General features: G+C 42.9%; 13 protein-coding genes. 4 read left to right on the plus strand and 9 right to left on the minus strand.

All coding sequences use genetic code 11. The annotated features are described in order from the left end of the window. Positions 1 to 350: 350 nt before the first annotated feature. On the plus strand, positions 351 to 1,139 hold the full coding sequence (locus J8L84_RS15815) for a thioesterase domain-containing protein (protein ID WP_211071528.1): 789 nt from the start codon (positions 351 to 353) through the stop codon (positions 1,137 to 1,139). 284 nt (positions 1,140 to 1,423) lie between these two features. Here the strand turns inward: J8L84_RS15815 and J8L84_RS15820 are convergent, their stop codons facing one another. Then, positions 1,424 to 4,567: a glycosyl hydrolase gene (locus tag J8L84_RS15820; RefSeq protein WP_211071529.1), complete on the minus strand. Its 3,144-nt coding sequence runs from the start codon at positions 4,565 to 4,567 to the stop codon at positions 1,424 to 1,426. A gap of 260 nt (positions 4,568 to 4,827) precedes the next feature. Here J8L84_RS15820 and J8L84_RS15825 point away from each other — a divergent pair, with 260 nt between their 5' ends. Continuing rightward, complete coding sequence (locus J8L84_RS15825; protein ID WP_211071530.1) at positions 4,828 to 5,085, plus strand: hypothetical protein; 258 nt, start codon at positions 4,828 to 4,830, stop codon at positions 5,083 to 5,085. Between the two features lie 11 nt (positions 5,086 to 5,096). Here the strand turns inward: J8L84_RS15825 and J8L84_RS15830 are convergent, their stop codons facing one another. From J8L84_RS15830 to J8L84_RS15840, 3 genes are all read right to left on the minus strand, one after another. Beyond that, positions 5,097 to 6,362 (minus strand): GGDEF domain-containing protein, encoded by a 1,266-nt coding sequence (locus J8L84_RS15830; RefSeq protein ID WP_211071531.1) that lies wholly within the window; start codon positions 6,360 to 6,362, stop codon positions 5,097 to 5,099. A 193-nt stretch (positions 6,363 to 6,555) separates the two neighbouring features. Next, positions 6,556 to 7,674: an adenosylhomocysteinase gene (locus J8L84_RS15835; RefSeq protein ID WP_211071532.1), complete on the minus strand. Its 1,119-nt coding sequence runs from the start codon at positions 7,672 to 7,674 to the stop codon at positions 6,556 to 6,558. 238 nt (positions 7,675 to 7,912) lie between these two features. Then, positions 7,913 to 8,956, minus strand: a complete 1,044-nt coding sequence (locus J8L84_RS15840; RefSeq protein ID WP_211071533.1) for a UDP-N-acetylglucosamine 2-epimerase — start codon at positions 8,954 to 8,956, stop codon at positions 7,913 to 7,915. A gap of 223 nt (positions 8,957 to 9,179) precedes the next feature. Here J8L84_RS15840 and J8L84_RS15845 point away from each other — a divergent pair, with 223 nt between their 5' ends. Beyond that, a complete protein-coding gene (locus J8L84_RS15845; protein WP_211071534.1) occupies positions 9,180 to 10,262 on the plus strand; it encodes an ADP-ribosylglycohydrolase family protein in 1,083 nt (360 codons plus the stop codon). A 41-nt stretch (positions 10,263 to 10,303) separates the two neighbouring features. Then, on the plus strand, positions 10,304 to 10,660 hold the full coding sequence (locus J8L84_RS15850; RefSeq protein WP_211071535.1) for a RidA family protein: 357 nt from the start codon (positions 10,304 to 10,306) through the stop codon (positions 10,658 to 10,660). Between the two features lie 133 nt (positions 10,661 to 10,793). Here J8L84_RS15850 and J8L84_RS15855 read toward each other — a convergent pair whose 3' ends face one another. The 5 genes from J8L84_RS15855 to J8L84_RS15875 form a co-directional block, all read right to left on the minus strand. Beyond that, positions 10,794 to 11,930: a hypothetical protein gene (locus tag J8L84_RS15855; RefSeq protein WP_211071536.1), complete on the minus strand. Its 1,137-nt coding sequence runs from the start codon at positions 11,928 to 11,930 to the stop codon at positions 10,794 to 10,796. 8 nt (positions 11,931 to 11,938) lie between these two features. Beyond that, entirely contained in the window at positions 11,939 to 12,625 is a 687-nt protein-coding gene (locus J8L84_RS15860; RefSeq protein ID WP_211071537.1) for a hypothetical protein, read from the minus strand. Further along, a complete protein-coding gene (locus tag J8L84_RS15865; protein ID WP_211071538.1) occupies positions 12,622 to 14,802 on the minus strand; it encodes a hypothetical protein in 2,181 nt (726 codons plus the stop codon). Before J8L84_RS15865 ends, J8L84_RS15860 begins: the two co-directional genes overlap by 4 nt. Positions 14,803 to 15,011: 209 nt before the next feature. Beyond that, positions 15,012 to 15,683: a hypothetical protein gene (locus J8L84_RS15870; RefSeq protein ID WP_211071539.1), complete on the minus strand. Its 672-nt coding sequence runs from the start codon at positions 15,681 to 15,683 to the stop codon at positions 15,012 to 15,014. Positions 15,684 to 15,706: 23 nt separating this feature from the next. Continuing rightward, positions 15,707 to 16,333, minus strand: coding sequence for a hypothetical protein (locus J8L84_RS15875; protein ID WP_211071540.1), 627 nt, complete (start codon positions 16,331 to 16,333; stop codon positions 15,707 to 15,709). Positions 16,334 to 16,354: the final 21 nt, after the last annotated feature.

Below are 16,354 nucleotides of genomic sequence, written 5' to 3' on the forward strand. Positions count from 1 at the left end.
AGGCCTGTATTTCCATATAATTAATAGAGTGATTTATATACAGTTAGATCACTTTACCGCACCGCATTATTGCGTTTTATTCGGGGACGACTTTGATTGCAATCAATGGTGTATCAGCATTTTTATGAGCTTCGCATACTGCGGTTTTGTAGCCTGGTTATGATGATTTACTTCTCCTCTTTTGTTCGCCCTGCTTATTCCGCCCTCTACGTGACTTCTTTTATTCGCCCTCATTATTCTGTGCGTAATATCACTGAAATAAAAGCGCTGTAGCTTTATAGAATTCGAGTAATTGTGTGTGAATCTATTCAGATCACAATACAGAGCAAAGCGAGTTGATATAGTTTTCTATGAAAAAGCTGAAACGCTATCAATATGAACGATATGCTATTCTTTGCCAACTTGCCTATCCCGACGCCGAAGCGCATTACCGTCAAATACTTAAACCCTTTTACGAACGTCATTTAGTCGATAAATATGGCCGGATGAGTGTGAGAATATTATGGGTAGATAAAAAGAAAGAAGCTATCGTGGTATTTAGAGGCTCACTAGGTCTTAAAGACTGGTTAGCAAATCTGGTCTTCTTGCCGGCTAAAATTCAACAGGTAGATAAAAAATTCTATGTGCATTGGGGTTTTAGCCGGTTGCTTCATCAACCCATGTATTCAAGTACTAAAACGATTGACCAAGCACTACCACTACAGGAACTACTTGTAAAAGTATTAGAACCTTTGCAGCAACAAGGTAAGCGCTTTACGTTTATAGGGCATTCTTCCGGCGGCGCAGTGGCAGTATTAATGGCCGATTATTTCGAACGAAAAAATGCGAAAGCCGTTAAACGCGTTGTGACCTTTGGGCAACCTGCAGTGGGCAGTCGATCATGGTACAAAAACTATCTACTACACCATAAAACATATCGTATTTGCTGCGACTTAGACGTAGTCACGTTTATGCCCCCCTTCCCTTTTTATTTTTGGCACGTGGGCAAAATGCTATGGCTGCATGATGATCAAATTTATGAAAATACGCCTACGCATGAGCGCTTTTTAAAATCGTTACGTAGTTGGTTACTTCGGCCTATAACCTACCACTACATGCGAAAGTACATTAGAAATAAATCATTATTTGATGAGCATTAGGGCATGCTTATACGAGAAGTCTAAAATACATTGAGCTTACAAAAATAAAAAACCGACGTTAAGTCGGTTTTTGTTTAAATGTACAAAACATATCGATAATTTTTTGCTTTAGGCCAAGTGTTTAGGGCGTTCGAAAGTGCTATCGAACACCTGTCACCGCACCAATCGCTTAATTGATACATCCTATATAACGCAATCATTTAACGCGTTTATCTAATAGGCCCAATTTTAAGGGCCATACTTTAAGGACCATACCTTATGGACTTAGCCGGCTTACAAGCAGCCTACAAACTGTCTAAATCGTAAACGCCTTTTTCAGCAAGCGCTTCATTGACTGGCTTAACGTTTTCGTTAAATAGAACTTCTAGCTGCAGTTTGTACTTTTGCCATCTTGCTTCTAAATCTTCTAAACGTTGCACTGCACCAGCTTGCGCTGGCGCGCCAGTTCTATCGAAGTTATCCATTAGAAAGCGCACTTGCCTATCTAACATGTTAGGCCAGTTAATATCATCTTCGAATGTTTGGTGCTTAGGTTGAATCACCAAAGCCTCCCAGTCATCAATTGCGCTAATAATACGGTCAATAGAGGCCGACACTTCACTGGCCAGTACCACATTCGACTCAGTAACCCCATTGAGCGTTTTACGCACGTTCCGGGCTTTTTGCAAATGTGCAAATAAATCATTAAGAAGGGTTTCACTGGCCTGAATACTTTGCTCTACCACCTGTAATTGGGCAGCGTTAGCTTCTTCCCGTGGATCAGGTAACACCTTAAAGGCTCTGGTTTGAGAGTGCTCGCCTACGGTTATAGTGGCTTTATAGTCGCCAGGCATTACCCTAGCGCCTTTCCATCCACCAAACAGTTTTACATTATCAATACAATGCAATGGTGAACGGCGTAAGTCCCACACAAACTGGTTGTAGCCTGCTTTTGTAGAGGGGTGTTTAAACTTCAACGGGCTACGTGCATCTTCATTACCTTTCGCACATTTCTCAAACGCATCTGCGGTTGACGATAACGTACGCACAAGTTGATTTTTCGAATCAAAAATATCGATACGAAGGCTATCGTTTTCATTAAGCTCATCTTTTAAGTAGTAACGGAACCTTGCACCACGAGCGGGATTTTTCGCTTCTGGTTGGCCGCTCATATTACCGCCCGATAATAAACGCACTCCATCAACAGGGCTAAAGTGAAACAGCGCTTCGTTGTGTAACGAACTACTCACTTCACGCAGCGGGTTTATGTCATCTAAAATCCAGAAGCCACGCCCTTGAGTTGCCACAACCAAGTCATCACCTTTGACTTGCATGTCGGTTATTGCAACAGGTGGTAAATTAAGCGCCATTTCTTGCCAGTTTTTACCATCGTCGAAACTAACAAACATACCGCTTTCTGTACCCGCGAACAGCATACCTTCATGTTGCTTATCTTCGCGTACCACGCGAACAAACGCATCTTCCGGCAAGCCTTTATCTATACGAGTCCAGCGCTTGCCATAGTTTTCCGTTTTATAAATATAGGGCTTATAGTCATTCAATTTATAGCCAGTTACGGCCACATAGGCTTTACCCTCAGCGTGAACGCTTAGCTCAATCGCGTTAACTTGAGCTTCTTTTTTATGGGGCGTTATGTCCTTCCAGTTTTTGCCTTCATCTTTGGTTAAATGTAACTTGCCATCATCTGCACCTACCCATAATTCACCCGCGTTCGCTGGCGATTCAGCAATATAGAAAACCGTATTGTAGTATTCCGCTCCAGCTTGCTCGTTGGTAATAGGCCCGCCGTTTAAGCCCTGCTTTTCGGCATCGTTGCGCGTTAAGTCTGGGCTGATTTCTTGCCAATTAACGCCTCTATCAGTGGTTTTCAATATCATTTGTGTACCGTAGTACACTATTTTGGGGTCGTGCTGCGATACCAATACTGGAGCATTCCAGTTGGTACGGTATTTTTGATCTCGTGCGTTTCGGCCAAACACATATTCAGGGTAAGGCATGATAGGGCGAGTAAGCCCTGTGTCTTTATTAAACTCGGTTAGGGTGCCATTGATAGTGGTGGCGTAAATCAGCGTTGGGTTGTTTGCATCAAATGCGATATGTGCGCTCTCTCCACCGCCTACGGCGAACTGCTCTGCTATACCAATACCACTGTCATAAGTAGAAGAAGGGGTTGCCATGGTGGTGTTGTCTTGCTGGCCGCCATAAACATGGTAGGGTTCAAGGTTATCGGTTACTACACGGTAAAACTGCGCAGTAGGTTGGTTGTAAATACTAGACCAAGACTTGCCACCATCAAAGGTTACGGTTGCCCCACCGTCGTTGGCATTAATCATATTTAGGCTGTTTTCAGGGTTTATCCACATATCGTGGGTATCACCGTGTGGCAATGATTTTATTTCGAAGGTTTTGCCGCCATCAATAGATTTATGCAACTGTACGTTCATCACGTACAGGGTGTTTTCGTCGTTAGGGTCGACCTTAATATGATTGTAATACCAGGCTCTGGCTTTAAGAATATTGTCGCCATTCATTAGTTGCCAAGAAGCACCAGCATCATCGCTTCGATACAAGCCACCTTTGTCAGCTTCAATAATGGCGTAAACGCGCTTAGGGTTTGAGGCAGAAATATCAATTCCAACCTTTCCGATAAGCTTGGGTAAATCTTTTTCTAGTTTATCCCAAGTTTCGCCACCGTCGGTGGACTTATAAATGCCGCCACCGACGCCACCTGATTTTACAAACCATGGCGTTCTTCCGTGGTGCCACATGCTGGCGTACAACACTCGAGGGTTAGACGGGTCGAGTGCTAAATCTGCAGCACCCGTGTCGGCATTAACTTTAAGCACATGTTTCCAGCTTTTACCGCCATCGGTAGTTTTAAACACACCGCGAGCTTCATTTGGCGCCCAAATATTACCTTGAACAGCCGCCCACGCTATATCTGGATTGGTGGGGTGAATGCGAATTTTAGGGATTTGACCACGGTTTTCTAAACCGACTAGCTCCCATGTTTCACCTGCATCGGTAGACTTATATACACCTTTACCATGGCTGGTAGTTACACCGCGAATAGGTCCTTCCCCTGTGCCTACATAAATAACATTGTGATCGGAAGGTGCAATAGCAATAGCGCCAATACTACCTACTTCAAAGTGCTTATCTGACAACGGCTTCCAAGATAAACCGGCGTTATCTGTTTTCCAGACACCGCCACCTGCGGCGCCCATATAATACAGGTTGGGGTTACCATCAACACCTGAAACGGCAACAGAGCGACCGCCACGAAAAGGGCCAATATTACGATATTCCATTTTTTCGAAAAGCTTAGGGTTAACAGTATCTTCTAACGCAATTGCGGGAAAAGAGAGACTAACCAGCGTGCTAATAGATACTACTAAAGCGGCTAGTGTTCGCCGTAATGTCATCATTGAAGGCCTTTTTATATTTAGTGGTTTATTAAGGATAGGTTCTTATGATTTATATAGTGCAACGTATTTAGCCATACGGTAAAGGCTTAAATATTTAATTCATTAGTCATTCGCATTACCTTAATGAGTTCATGCACTTGTGTTTTTTTTAAACATTACCATTAAAACTCAGGGAAGGGATTTTAATTGGTACGACAAATACAGCGTCTTGTCGCATCTATACATATAAGTAGAATTGGAAGTGGAAAAGGCGGTGCAATATGGATTTTTTTAGCGATACCTTGTTTGCACTTAGCGTATTTGTAGGTTTCACTTTTGTTGTAGGCTTCTTTGTTCTCATGTATTTATGGGCCAGAAAACAAAAAGGTGCAGCAATAGTATTCGGTATGTTGATGCAGATGATTTTACCCGACCCCAAAGTGCAGCACACTATCGAAATGGTTACCGAGGCCAAGCAAGAAAAAAGCGGTCAAGAAGACATTAACCAAGATGATAACGAAAAGGGGGATGTCGACTAATTTCTGTAAGGTCAGGAAAAATCACTGAGAGTAGCAATACCCACAGCATTCTTTCCTTTATGCTTGGCGCTATACAAGGCTTCATCTGCGCTTGATAACATTTGGTTCGGCAAATCGGCCATCGTTAGCTGGTCAGGGGCAACACTGACTATACCAAACGAACAAGACGCACTAAATGAACAATCCCCTTTCCCAAAGCCTGTTTCAGCAATGCGTTTTCGAATTCGCTCGACAGTAGCAGGAGCGTAATTTTCATCCTGTTTACTGGCAAATAAAATGACGAACTCATCCCCGCCCAACCGTGCGATGCAATCAGACTGCCGAATATTGTCTTTGATAATATTCGTAATTTGGGTGAGCAACGCATCACCGTTTGCATGCCCGTATTGATCGTTGATGTTTTTAAAGTCATCTACATCAAATACGCATACTGATAGCCATTTCAACTCTTTACGAAGCATTAGGTTCACGGCTTCAGTTAAACGTATTTCTAGATAACTGCGTGAGAATGCTTGGGTTAAATGATCATACATAAGGCGGTTACTTAGCAAGCGCCTTTCTTCATAAAGTTCATCTATATGTAAAACCAAGACCCACGCGATACATGAAGTAACCGAAAATGAGCCTATCCAACTCAATGGCGGTAAATCAACTACCTGAATGCCCGTAAACGTATCGCAAAGTCCTGTAATCACCCATACGGTGTTAGCCATCAGCAGCAGCAACACTGTATTCGTATTGCTGTTTTCTTGCCTCACACGCTGGCGATTAAACACTCTCACGAGTATGAATATACAATAGGCGGCGAGTACTAATATCCATGCCCCCCACAACTGGAATAGCGCACCATACTTTAGGCCTGTGTAGTACTGAGATGTTGTGTAGAAAGCATTTTCTAGAAAGTAAGGATTAGGCACCAAAGTTAATAATGAAAAGACACCACAAATGACGTAGCACCATTTCAGGAAGGTGGGCACTTTGTATTGAAAAAAAGCAACGTAAAAATGCAAGCTTAGCACTATGGTAAACATTGCCGCAATAACGGTTATACGGTTAGAAATACTAAGATAAATAAGGTTATTGCTTGAGTTAACGAGCACCGCGAAGGCACCAAAAAAAATGCCACTGGTTAACGCTGAGAGCGCGAAAATCAGGTAATACTTCACAAACTCTTCATGGCGGGAAGTCAGGCGGTAATATAAAAGTAAAAAGAAAAAGCTTAAGAGTAAGCAGATACTGGCAGTAATAAACAAAGGGATAGAAGATGCTTGAACCATACTATTTTCCCATATCCCCAACTCCCTTTAGCTATACCTTGAGTCAGCGCCTTAGCAAAAGAAACGCTCTCGGCAACAGACAACACTGGTCCAGTGCTTACGCTTTTAAATTATGAATATGTTAGCGTAAATGTGCCCTGCTCGCTTACTTTTCGAAATAAAATCCTTACCCATGGTGGTAAAAGTTGGCGCCCTAAAGCGCCGCTTTCCATGCCTTTTCAGGTAATAAATATAGCCCATTTGGGTGGGTACTACCTTCCCCTACAATGTGCCCAATGCCCGCAGCCATTACAGCTAAAGTTACGTCGAAAGCGTTTAAGCTATCACCATAGCCTGCTGTCAGATTGAACATAGAGCCATCTGCAAGTAAGAATAGGGTTTTACCATTTAGGGTATAAGCATTCACGTAAGGCATTGGTTCGCTGTGGCTGGCATGCTCTTTAAGATAAGGCACATCAATTTCTTGCGCTACATGACCAACGTTCAATATAAAGGTGCCTTCTTTCATCGCATCCAGATGTTTCGCACTTACCACGCCGTAACCACCTGTGGCAGTAGCAATAACATCGGCATCTTCTACTGCGATGCCCAAATCAACCACCGGCCAGCCATCATATTTAGCTTGTAGCGCACGAGCAGGGTCTAGCTCTGCCACTTGCACTTGTGCACCAAAAGCTTTTGCAGATGCCGCAACGCCCTGCCCTACTAAACCATAACCTATGACTACTACTACTTTTTCATGCAGGGTTAGATGAGTGGTTTGGAAAAACGTTTGCCATGCACTCAAACCCACCATATGGCGATTGTGTAAGCCCTCTTTAACCGGTAAATCGTCCCAGTTAAAAATAGGATACTCGGGCTGCATACCGTTTAAACGCGTAATACCTGAACCTGTCGCCTCTAGTCCCGCAACAATGCTTGGAACCGCTTCATTCGTTTGCACTTTTTCATGCAGACGCGTGGTTAAATCGGCCCCCATTTCACACAAGTGGGTTGGCTGCCAAGCTAATGCTTTATCAAAAGAATCTGACCAATCGGCGTTGCTCATATCTCGCCATGCGTGAGCCGTAGCCCCTTTATCTACCAAATACTTCACTACGTCATCTTGAACTGTAGTGGGATTACAGGTTGTCAGAAACACCTCACATCCACGAGATAATAGCCCTTCAACCAAAGGGGCCATCTTTAAATCAAGGTGCATATTACAGGCTAGCCTAATGCCGTCTAAGCTGGGAAGAGAGGAAATAGCTTCACGAGTGCGCGGCATGTGTAAACTGGCCCAGGAAAGCTCAGCTTGAAAATCTTGATACATAGAGAAATCTTAATGTCGAAAAGGAGAAAACGCTATAGTACGCCACAATATCTTTGCTCTACAACTATCAATGTTGAACTAACCTATGGAAACAAGACCTTGAATTACATGAAATTAGTTTTCACAATCATCCATTTTTATGTCTAATGCTGTAACTAGCTTATTCTGGGTGAAAGGTTCAAGTTAGCGCTTGCCGATCAGGCGCTCTGTCAAAAGCGCGCTAAATCGAACGCCCTGATCACAACTTCCAATAGTTTAGTTTCTTTCTGATTTTAAAGTTTCTTAATAAGTTTTTAGGCTTTTTATCAGTCCAATTACTGCCCACCATTTCTTCCACCGCTTTCACCACGCGTTGTGACGATTTTCCATCTAGGTAGGGTGTTATTGATGGCCCGTATTTTTTTATGCTCTCGATAAGTTCAGACGATGGTGACAACGCGTGTTCTACCGCGCCCTCAAGCGCGTTGCTATCTGTGATGTTAATAAAGCAATCGAGTGGGTCGCGGTTGTTTACCGTAACGACAGGCTTATTTAATAATAAGAACTCTTGGAAAATAGAAGAGTTATCACAAATCATCACATCCGCTCTGTGCAACGCTTCGATGACTTGATTGTTTTCAAAAAACATTAGGTTTTCACTTTCTAACGCTTTGTATTTTTCAACCGTTGACGCTGCCATTTTGGGGTGCAATGTGACTAACCACTGCCAACTCCCGTTTTGACTTAATCGCTTTACCTCTTCATAGACGAGTTCAGCGCAAGACAAGGACGCAGAGAAAGTGGAACCAAATAGCACCTGCGGTTTATCGAAATGCTCTGACGATTGATATTGGAATAATGAGTCTAGCTTTACCCACCCAGTTTCAACCACATTGTAATGGCCTTTATTACTGCGTGTTAACGTACCCGTGCGTTCTGGCCCTTCTGTACAGTACAAGTCGAACAACCCTCGTTCAGGGTAAACATTGCCTCGTTTGCTTTCATTAAGACCATGAAAGACCTGCACCTTAATGCCGGGGATGAAATTGGGCACTCTATCACCGGGGACAAACACCGCATCAGGTTTAAAGATTATAGCTTGTTCAATAGAAGGTAATGACTGCTCATTTTCATGTAAAAAGTGTTTAGACGCATCATTTCCCACCACCAACCACTTAACCTGATGACCGTGCTTTTTCGCTTCATTTTGTATGGGTCGAAGAATATCGAAGGAGTAATTTTGCTCTACATACAATAGAAAATTTAAAGGTTTCCCTACGGTACTTGATGGCGATGCATGCATATCTTTACCCTTTATTTTCAAACTAAAACCCACACTAAAACTCAAACCAAAAAAAGAATAGTAATGAGACTGTCACTTTTTAGCAAATGGCTTTTAGAAACGCTCCCCTGCGATCAATATTCAATCAAACCACGTATTAAACCCTCTAATCATTCGATGTTATTTTACTTGTTGCGTATAAGACAAAACCAATAAGTGCATTAGCCTTTAAGGGGAAAACTAAGTGTCATCTGAATTATATAAATCACGGGTAATCGCGGCGCTAAAAAATGCATTTATTGCTGACGCTTTGGCAATGCCAGTACATTGGTATTATAACCCTGCCGACATTTTAAAAGATTTTCCCGGCGGCATTCAGCAGTTCGAAGACGCACCGTCATTTCACCCCTCCTCTATAATGTCACTGCATTCCACCAGCGAAGGTGGGAGGTCCAAAGTATCTAAGCAGGAAAAGAAAGACATTGTGGGCGATGTTATCTTAAAGGGTAAACGACAATATTGGACTGGTGCTAACCAGCATTATCATCAGGGTATGAAAGCGGGTGAAAATACCCTGAATGCTCATTGTGCAAGAGTGGTACTTAACGCTTCAGTACCGCACTATCAACAAGCTGCTTTTTTAGATGGGTACATCAAGCTGTTGTGCGCAGACAAGCCCGCCCACCCAGATACCTACGCGGAATCGTATCATAGGGGCTTTTTTGCAAATCTAGTGGACGGTAAACCTGCCGACAAATGCGCCGCAGTTACCCACGATACGGCATCTATAGGAGGCCTTGTTACCATTGGGCCTTTAGCCCTAAGTTGCGCGTTAAAAGGTAATGACCTGAATGATATTCAAAACCTATGCAGAAACCATTTGTTTTTAACTCACCCCAGTGACGAGCTTGGTGTAGTGTGTGACTATTATGTCGAGCTGCTGTATCGATTGCTCTATCGCACGAATGAATCTCTTCAAGACATACTTGAAGATATTGCCTTGCGAGGGAGCCACCTGTCTTTGGCAAAGCTGATCGCCAAGAATAAAAGTGATATCGAAATAGTGGGCCGTCAATTCTCTCCCGCCTGCTACATTTCTGATGCATGGCCCAGTGTGCTGTATTTTGCCTACCGCTACATAGCCGATGGAAAAAAAGCACTCACAGCCAACGCCAATGTAGGAGGGGATAACGTGCACCGTGGTTTTGTATTAGGTACACTCATGGGTTTGATTGAAGGCGCGCCAATTCGCGACATGTTTGAACAACTTGCTGATGCAAAAGAAATAGAGCATGAAATTCAGCAAGCTTGTAGAAATGAAAAATAAACCATTTAAACTCTTAGATTAAAAGCACGGACACCTCAGCAATGACCATAGAGCGAATAGAAACAAAACAGCGTATGAGCCGTATAGTAAAACATAACGGCACTATTTATTTATGCGGCCAAGTGTGCGCAGATGCAACCCAAGGCATTACCGAACAAACCCAAACTATGCTAGATAAAGTGGATACCTTGCTAGCACAAGCGGGTAGCGATAAAGCGCATATCCTATCAGCCACTATTTACATCAAAAGCATGGAATACTTTGCCGAGATGAACGCCGTTTGGGATAACTGGGTACCAGAAGGACATGCCCCAGCTCGCGCTTGCGTTACCGCTAACATGGCTCGTGAAGCTTTGTTGGTTGAAATAACGGTAGTCGCGGCTGAGAAGTGTGAATAGGCCATAGCGCTTATTCAAGGCTGCGTTGCACCTTTGAATTAATCACCATTCGCCATCAAGACACATTAGTGGCGAACTTCAAAGGTGCGCAACCTTCATGTTTAAATGAAGCAGTCTATGCAGTAACCCCACTTTAGTTACTGGAAAAAAAACTGTTCGCCAATTTCTTCAGTGATTCTGGTCTTATATTTACCGCAGCAAGATTTGTTTTATATTGAGGGGCCAATCTTAAACGTAATGTATGCATTAATTCTTCCGGCGTGTATACGCGCTCTGGCTTCCCTTGTGCAATGACGTCCAAGTCAATTTGATTGCTTAAAGGATCCCAACTTATATTTGTTGGAATAAATTTTCCGGTGACACCGGAAGGTACATTTATTGCGGAGTCTTTGGTTGCAGATTCATTAACTGAGGCGTCCCCCCATTGATTCTCTGGCGCCTCGCCATCATTACCCTCCGCCGATTTATCTACTGAAACTTGCTCTTTAAGGTCTTTCAGCGTCATTAGCCTACTTAATTGTTGACGCCAAAATGGCGCACCTAATCCAGCGAGCAATCCCGTCAACACACAGCCAAAAATCCATTCAATAGACATTCGATTTATACTTGGCGCTATGGGTCCAACTGAAAATGCTTTACTCTCTAAATCGGAGCGTTGATTTAACCTACTTCTTAACTCAATCATTATCGCCCCTGCGTTAGTCGGGTCGTCCTCTGCCTCAAGCCTAGTGTTTAAACTCTCAATTTGACTTTGAAGACGGGTCATATCTTCGGCATCAGTATTTTCAAGCTCATTTATCAATGACAAGCTGCTGATATTTAATGCCAAGGCAACAATGGTGGCAACACAAGCCACTTTAATGCCAGTCCTCAAACGAAATCGACTTGTGGCACTGTGATCGCATTTTGCTATTCTATCGGGCAATACTTGCGCTAATTTATCAGCCATTTTTGGTGCTGATACTTTACTGGCTGACGATAAAATATTATTCAACAATACTGACCTATTTAAATATGGCTTTGTCTTTTCACGCTCATATGCCATTAAGATATTAAGCTTTTCTAGCACATGTGCGCTTTGTGCTGCAGTAAAATCGACATCATGTATTAAAGACAACCGGACTTCTTCAACTACACATTCACACCAATAGTCATAGCCACGGGTTCGAGAACCCATCATAGACATGAGCTTATCGGTAGTCAGTGCTGAAAACTCAGCAACGGTAATGATCACTAAGGTCAACACTATAGCGGTATCAAGATAATCCATAATTCACCTCACAAATCTAAAGATAAAATATCGTTTTTAAATTTAGGAATAAACCGGTTGGCATTTTGAATAAAATCGACAGCAGGAAGCATATAGCCCTTACTCCCATTCCCAGCGATATGCATGCCCAATAGTGTTTCTCCATCTTCACTGAGAACAGGCGAACCACTATCTCCAGCCATTGTCTCTCCATCGTAGCTTGCAATAAGGCGATGTACCGCTTGAAGACGGCTAAGTTCGGGCCCATAGGTAACAATTTGTTGGTTACCCCTTTTAGCACATACATTGGATAGAGTGATTTTGGCGCGCGGACTATGCATGATGGCGGTCTTTGGTAATTCATCCATGTAATACAAAATTTTTGTTGGTACTGGACCGGGAATAGCGTTACGTACAAGTTTGAGGTTCTTTGGCTCTACTTTGGCAAACGCCACATCGAAGCTCCATGTATCAGTACCTAGCGGGGCGATACTTCCGCAAATATCGTTATAATGCGCAATAACTTTTCCGTCATGCTCAATGACGGCCTGTTGACAAGGCTGCTTTGCGTTTTTCGCTAATAATCCAAATAGATGAAAACAACTTACAAGATAGTGCTCAACGGATAGGTTTTTTCGGGTGCGGCGTATTAATGCAACCGCACTGCCTTGGTCGTATTTTGACTTTTTAGTATCAATGACTTTTATATAACTCATTGCACTTTCCCCTCTTGTAAACCGTCAATTTTGGCTTTTATTTCCTCATAATTACTGAACTTCAAATCGCTGTATTTTAATGTATTCCCCCCTGTAAACCGCTTAAGTGATTTGTTAATCGTCACTTTTGCTTGAGCGACTAAATCATCTACTTTATCTACATAAAGTGTTGGGCAAATTGAATCTAGGTCACGCAGTGTTACGGTCAGTATGCCCTGACTAAAATTCGAGTAGGCTAACGTAAAATCGTCACCGCAATCTCCAGCTTCCATTGGCGTGCGTAATGCACATTTTAGCCTTCCTACATCGTCATCGGCTTTGCAAACATCTGGTGTTGAGCTCAAGGCATTTGCTAAGCTTGCATGAGGCGTTAGCTTCTCGTTACTGGTAATGTTTTTACAATGTAGACTTTTTAGTAGAGGGTCGGTGGCGAGCTTCGCGAGCAATGCGCTTTTTACCGCCTCTATATTCCTCGCTTCAGGGGGGAGAGAAAACTGACCGGCAAGCGCTATTTCTCCTGATATAGTGCTTCCTAATAACGCTGGGTTTTCCAAAACAATACCATTCGCATGTGTTCCCATTACTGGGTAGCCAATAACACCGAAGGTTTCATTCCATGTATTGGTTTTACTATTTTCGCAGTTTTTCAACGCGGCTTGTGCTATCTCTACATCGTTCGCCGCCCCTTTATTATTCGCTGTCTCATTTTTAACCGGCTCTTTAATCGATACATTAATAATGGCGTGCTGAGTGCTGCTGTCTTTCACTTTAATCGTAAAGACTTCACCCGCCTTTGCCTCGCTAGTAAGCGTAACGATAATGCCTGAGCCTCCTGCCACCGTCGCAACATTTACCGAGGAGTTAGGTGTTCTAGTCAACTGTGCGGTATAAGGCTTCGTTCCACCAGATACTTCAACAGTGGCCGTTTGAATAGTGCCCTGTGTGAATTCTAATGAGGAATGATCGAGTTTTAGCTGGGTAGTAATATTATCAGTAAGGGCGCCACAAGATTTAAACGTAGTTTCATTTAAGTTGAGGGGCATCGCCAATAAACCATTTAATTCGCTGGCTCTTGCCAACATAATTTGACGCTTCGCTTGCATCTCTCCCATGGCAGCACTGATGTTAGAAATGACTTTTTCGTAAACGCCTATAATCGCATTTTTAACGTTCTCAGTATTCTCTGCGTTCTCTTTGGTTTTTTTATCGAAGTCCCCCATCGCCTGCGCTAACACTTCATTGATAACAGTATCCGTATTGGAACCTTCCGCACTAGCGAGTGTGGTTTGTAGTATTTGAGCAAAGTCTAGCCCGGGCGTAAAATACTGTGCGTAATCGCTTAATGACGCTATATGAGTACTGATGCTATCTGTACTCGCCAATGTTGATGTTAAGGCTTCGTCAACGGCGACACGAATATTATCCACTTGAGTAAACACTCTAGGCCCAATCGTGGACGACTTAGCAAGCAAGGTGTTGGTACTTTGAAGTAACTGTGCAGCGCGTTCTCTGTCGCTGTCTATCACCTTTAGCTGTGCTTGGGCTGCCGCTTTTAAGCTTTTGGTGGAATCATCGTAAAGGAAGAGTTGGTTCATGGTGTTGGTCAAGTCTCCGGCCGCTATGGCGTACTCGTCCATTGCGCTACGAAGCCGTTCGGCATTCTTTTGAATATGCTGATAATTGCTAGTAATTCCCACCATAGGGCTAACAATATCTTTTATGCACACCATTGCTCGCATACCAGCAATATACTGTGAACGCCTGCCAACATTTTCATTTGCCGTACCTAGTTGATAGGCTCCCGCGCCTAGTAAACCCGCGGCTTTAAAGGTATCTATATCGGCCTCGAATGATGCTAGACCTAATGTTGCTGTGGTAAGTGCAATGAGCCCTTGGCTTAAGTCTTGGCTTTGCTTAGCATCTTCTAAGAGCTTTCTGCGGTAGCCATCGTACGTGTAATCAACATAATCCATTGCCCGCTGAAGTTCCACTTCGCTTGACTCACACATAGTGCACTCTCTTATGAATTCGGGGCGAGGATCTTCAACATAAGGAAAAGTAGTACAGCCAAACAGAGAGCTTGCCAAAATACACACTGAGGATAATCGACTTGCGGTTTTATATCGGTTCAATGACTTGCCAAATTTGGCATAGCAATCGGAATTAATCACGTTCATGTTGCCCTCACAATCCATTTTTATTGGTATATGTGAGCTGTGCATGCACATTGATAATTCTCTCACCTAAATAATACTTTTATTTTCTAGGTGAGAGACAATACAAATGACGGGATAATAAAAAGAGGCTTTAGCTGAGCCAGGCTTAACTTCTAGCCCAGCGCAACTACAAAGTAAGAATACAGATAGCTAGTTCGCGGTTGCGGTACCTATGTACCTATACCACCACCATGGGTAGTATTGTGCTTCAGAACTTGATTTTTTCCTTTATCATGCGAGTGTGAACCATCGCCATCGTGATTATGAGCTCCGTCATTACTAAATTGCTTATCTCTGTGAAAGATACGGTAAGTCATCGAATTTTTATCACCGTGATAAACGTATATCTGCATAGAATGGGGATGGTCTGTCACGAGTGGAGCAACTTCTGTTCCATGTTTCGGGTTATCTAATGTCGGTATATAGAGAACCGTGAAATTATCCGTTTCATAAACCTGATAGCAATTTCCGTTATAGCTGATGTCATCAATGCTATCTTGGTGAATTCCATTAACGTCTGTAAATCCAACACTAATCTTAGGTCTTGGCGTGTTGGGGGTTTCTGAATTTAACTCACAAGTATCTTCAAGCGCTAAAGCACCGCTACTTTTATCTAAAATTAGAGCTCCCAATGCGTTTTTTCGTTGTGATTGGGAGGCGCTATCCGCCTTAAGGGTAGTTTTATCATTACCTAAAAATTCGACCTTATAACTCGCTGTAACTTTCGATAACATGCATTCTACGTCATCTTCGCACTTTTTATTGTCATGCGAACAGCCAAGTAATGTTAAAAGTAATAATGTCAGTCCTACACTTGATACCATTTTTTTGAATAAAGTCATTAGGGTCCGCTCCTAGTCATTGACTAATTAAATTGTATTAATCCACTATGCAGTGGTGTTTTTGTCATATCGTTGTAGCCCAACACTTCAAAATCGTATACTCCTGATTCGACGTGCTGTAATCCCATGTTGATGAAAATTTCGCTTGTAGAGGTTAAATGTAAAGCGCTTGTCGTGAACATTTGCTCTCCTTTTTGATTAGTTAACGTGAACCCATAACTGGGATAATCAAATTCAGGTATTTCAGTATCAACGTAGATTGCAAACACGAGCTGGCTGTCCGATTGAGTCACCTTAACCGCATCAAATTCTGAAGCTCGAACATTAGCCATTTCTAAGCGATAAACATTTAAATCGGGGTTTGGTGCTAAGCGCTGAGAGGTATTGAACGGCGTAGGCATTAACAAAACGAGAATCATTGCAGCTGCCGCGGCCCAAAGTGGTATAGGCTGCTTCCACATTCGAGATTTTTTTTGCATAGGCGTTATTTTCTCAACACTGTTTGCTTGCATTCCTTTGTACAAGCGCTCTGTAAGCTCTAGTTGATCTAAACACGCTTGGTTAGACAAAAAGTAAGCTTCAAACTCCGCTTCTTCACTCGGTGTCATTCTACCTAGCACATACCGTTCTATTCTTTCATCTTGCTTCACTACGCAAACTCCTAACCATAA

The organism is Alteromonas sp. MMG017, assembly GCF_018100795.1.
In the GTDB taxonomy this organism is placed as follows: Bacteria; Pseudomonadota; Gammaproteobacteria; order Enterobacterales; family Alteromonadaceae; genus Alteromonas.

What these genes read in the sequence shown, in the direction of transcription:
- J8L84_RS15815 (WP_211071528.1), top strand. Translation starts at nt 351, where the DNA reads ATGAAAAAGCTGAAACGCTATCAATATGAACGATATGCTATTCTTTGC.
- J8L84_RS15820 (WP_211071529.1), bottom strand. Translation starts at nt 4,567, where the DNA reads ATGATGACATTACGGCGAACACTAGCCGCTTTAGTAGTATCTATTAGC.
- J8L84_RS15825 (WP_211071530.1), top strand. Translation starts at nt 4,828, where the DNA reads ATGGATTTTTTTAGCGATACCTTGTTTGCACTTAGCGTATTTGTAGGT.
- J8L84_RS15830 (WP_211071531.1), bottom strand. Translation starts at nt 6,362, where the DNA reads ATGGTTCAAGCATCTTCTATCCCTTTGTTTATTACTGCCAGTATCTGC.
- J8L84_RS15835 (WP_211071532.1), bottom strand. Translation starts at nt 7,674, where the DNA reads ATGTATCAAGATTTTCAAGCTGAGCTTTCCTGGGCCAGTTTACACATG.
- J8L84_RS15840 (WP_211071533.1), bottom strand. Translation starts at nt 8,956, where the DNA reads ATGCATGCATCGCCATCAAGTACCGTAGGGAAACCTTTAAATTTTCTA.
- J8L84_RS15850 (WP_211071535.1), top strand. Translation starts at nt 10,304, where the DNA reads ATGACCATAGAGCGAATAGAAACAAAACAGCGTATGAGCCGTATAGTA.
- J8L84_RS15855 (WP_211071536.1), bottom strand. Translation starts at nt 11,930, where the DNA reads ATGGATTATCTTGATACCGCTATAGTGTTGACCTTAGTGATCATTACC.
- J8L84_RS15860 (WP_211071537.1), bottom strand. Translation starts at nt 12,625, where the DNA reads ATGAGTTATATAAAAGTCATTGATACTAAAAAGTCAAAATACGACCAA.
- J8L84_RS15865 (WP_211071538.1), bottom strand. Translation starts at nt 14,802, where the DNA reads ATGAACGTGATTAATTCCGATTGCTATGCCAAATTTGGCAAGTCATTG.
- J8L84_RS15870 (WP_211071539.1), bottom strand. Translation starts at nt 15,683, where the DNA reads ATGACTTTATTCAAAAAAATGGTATCAAGTGTAGGACTGACATTATTA.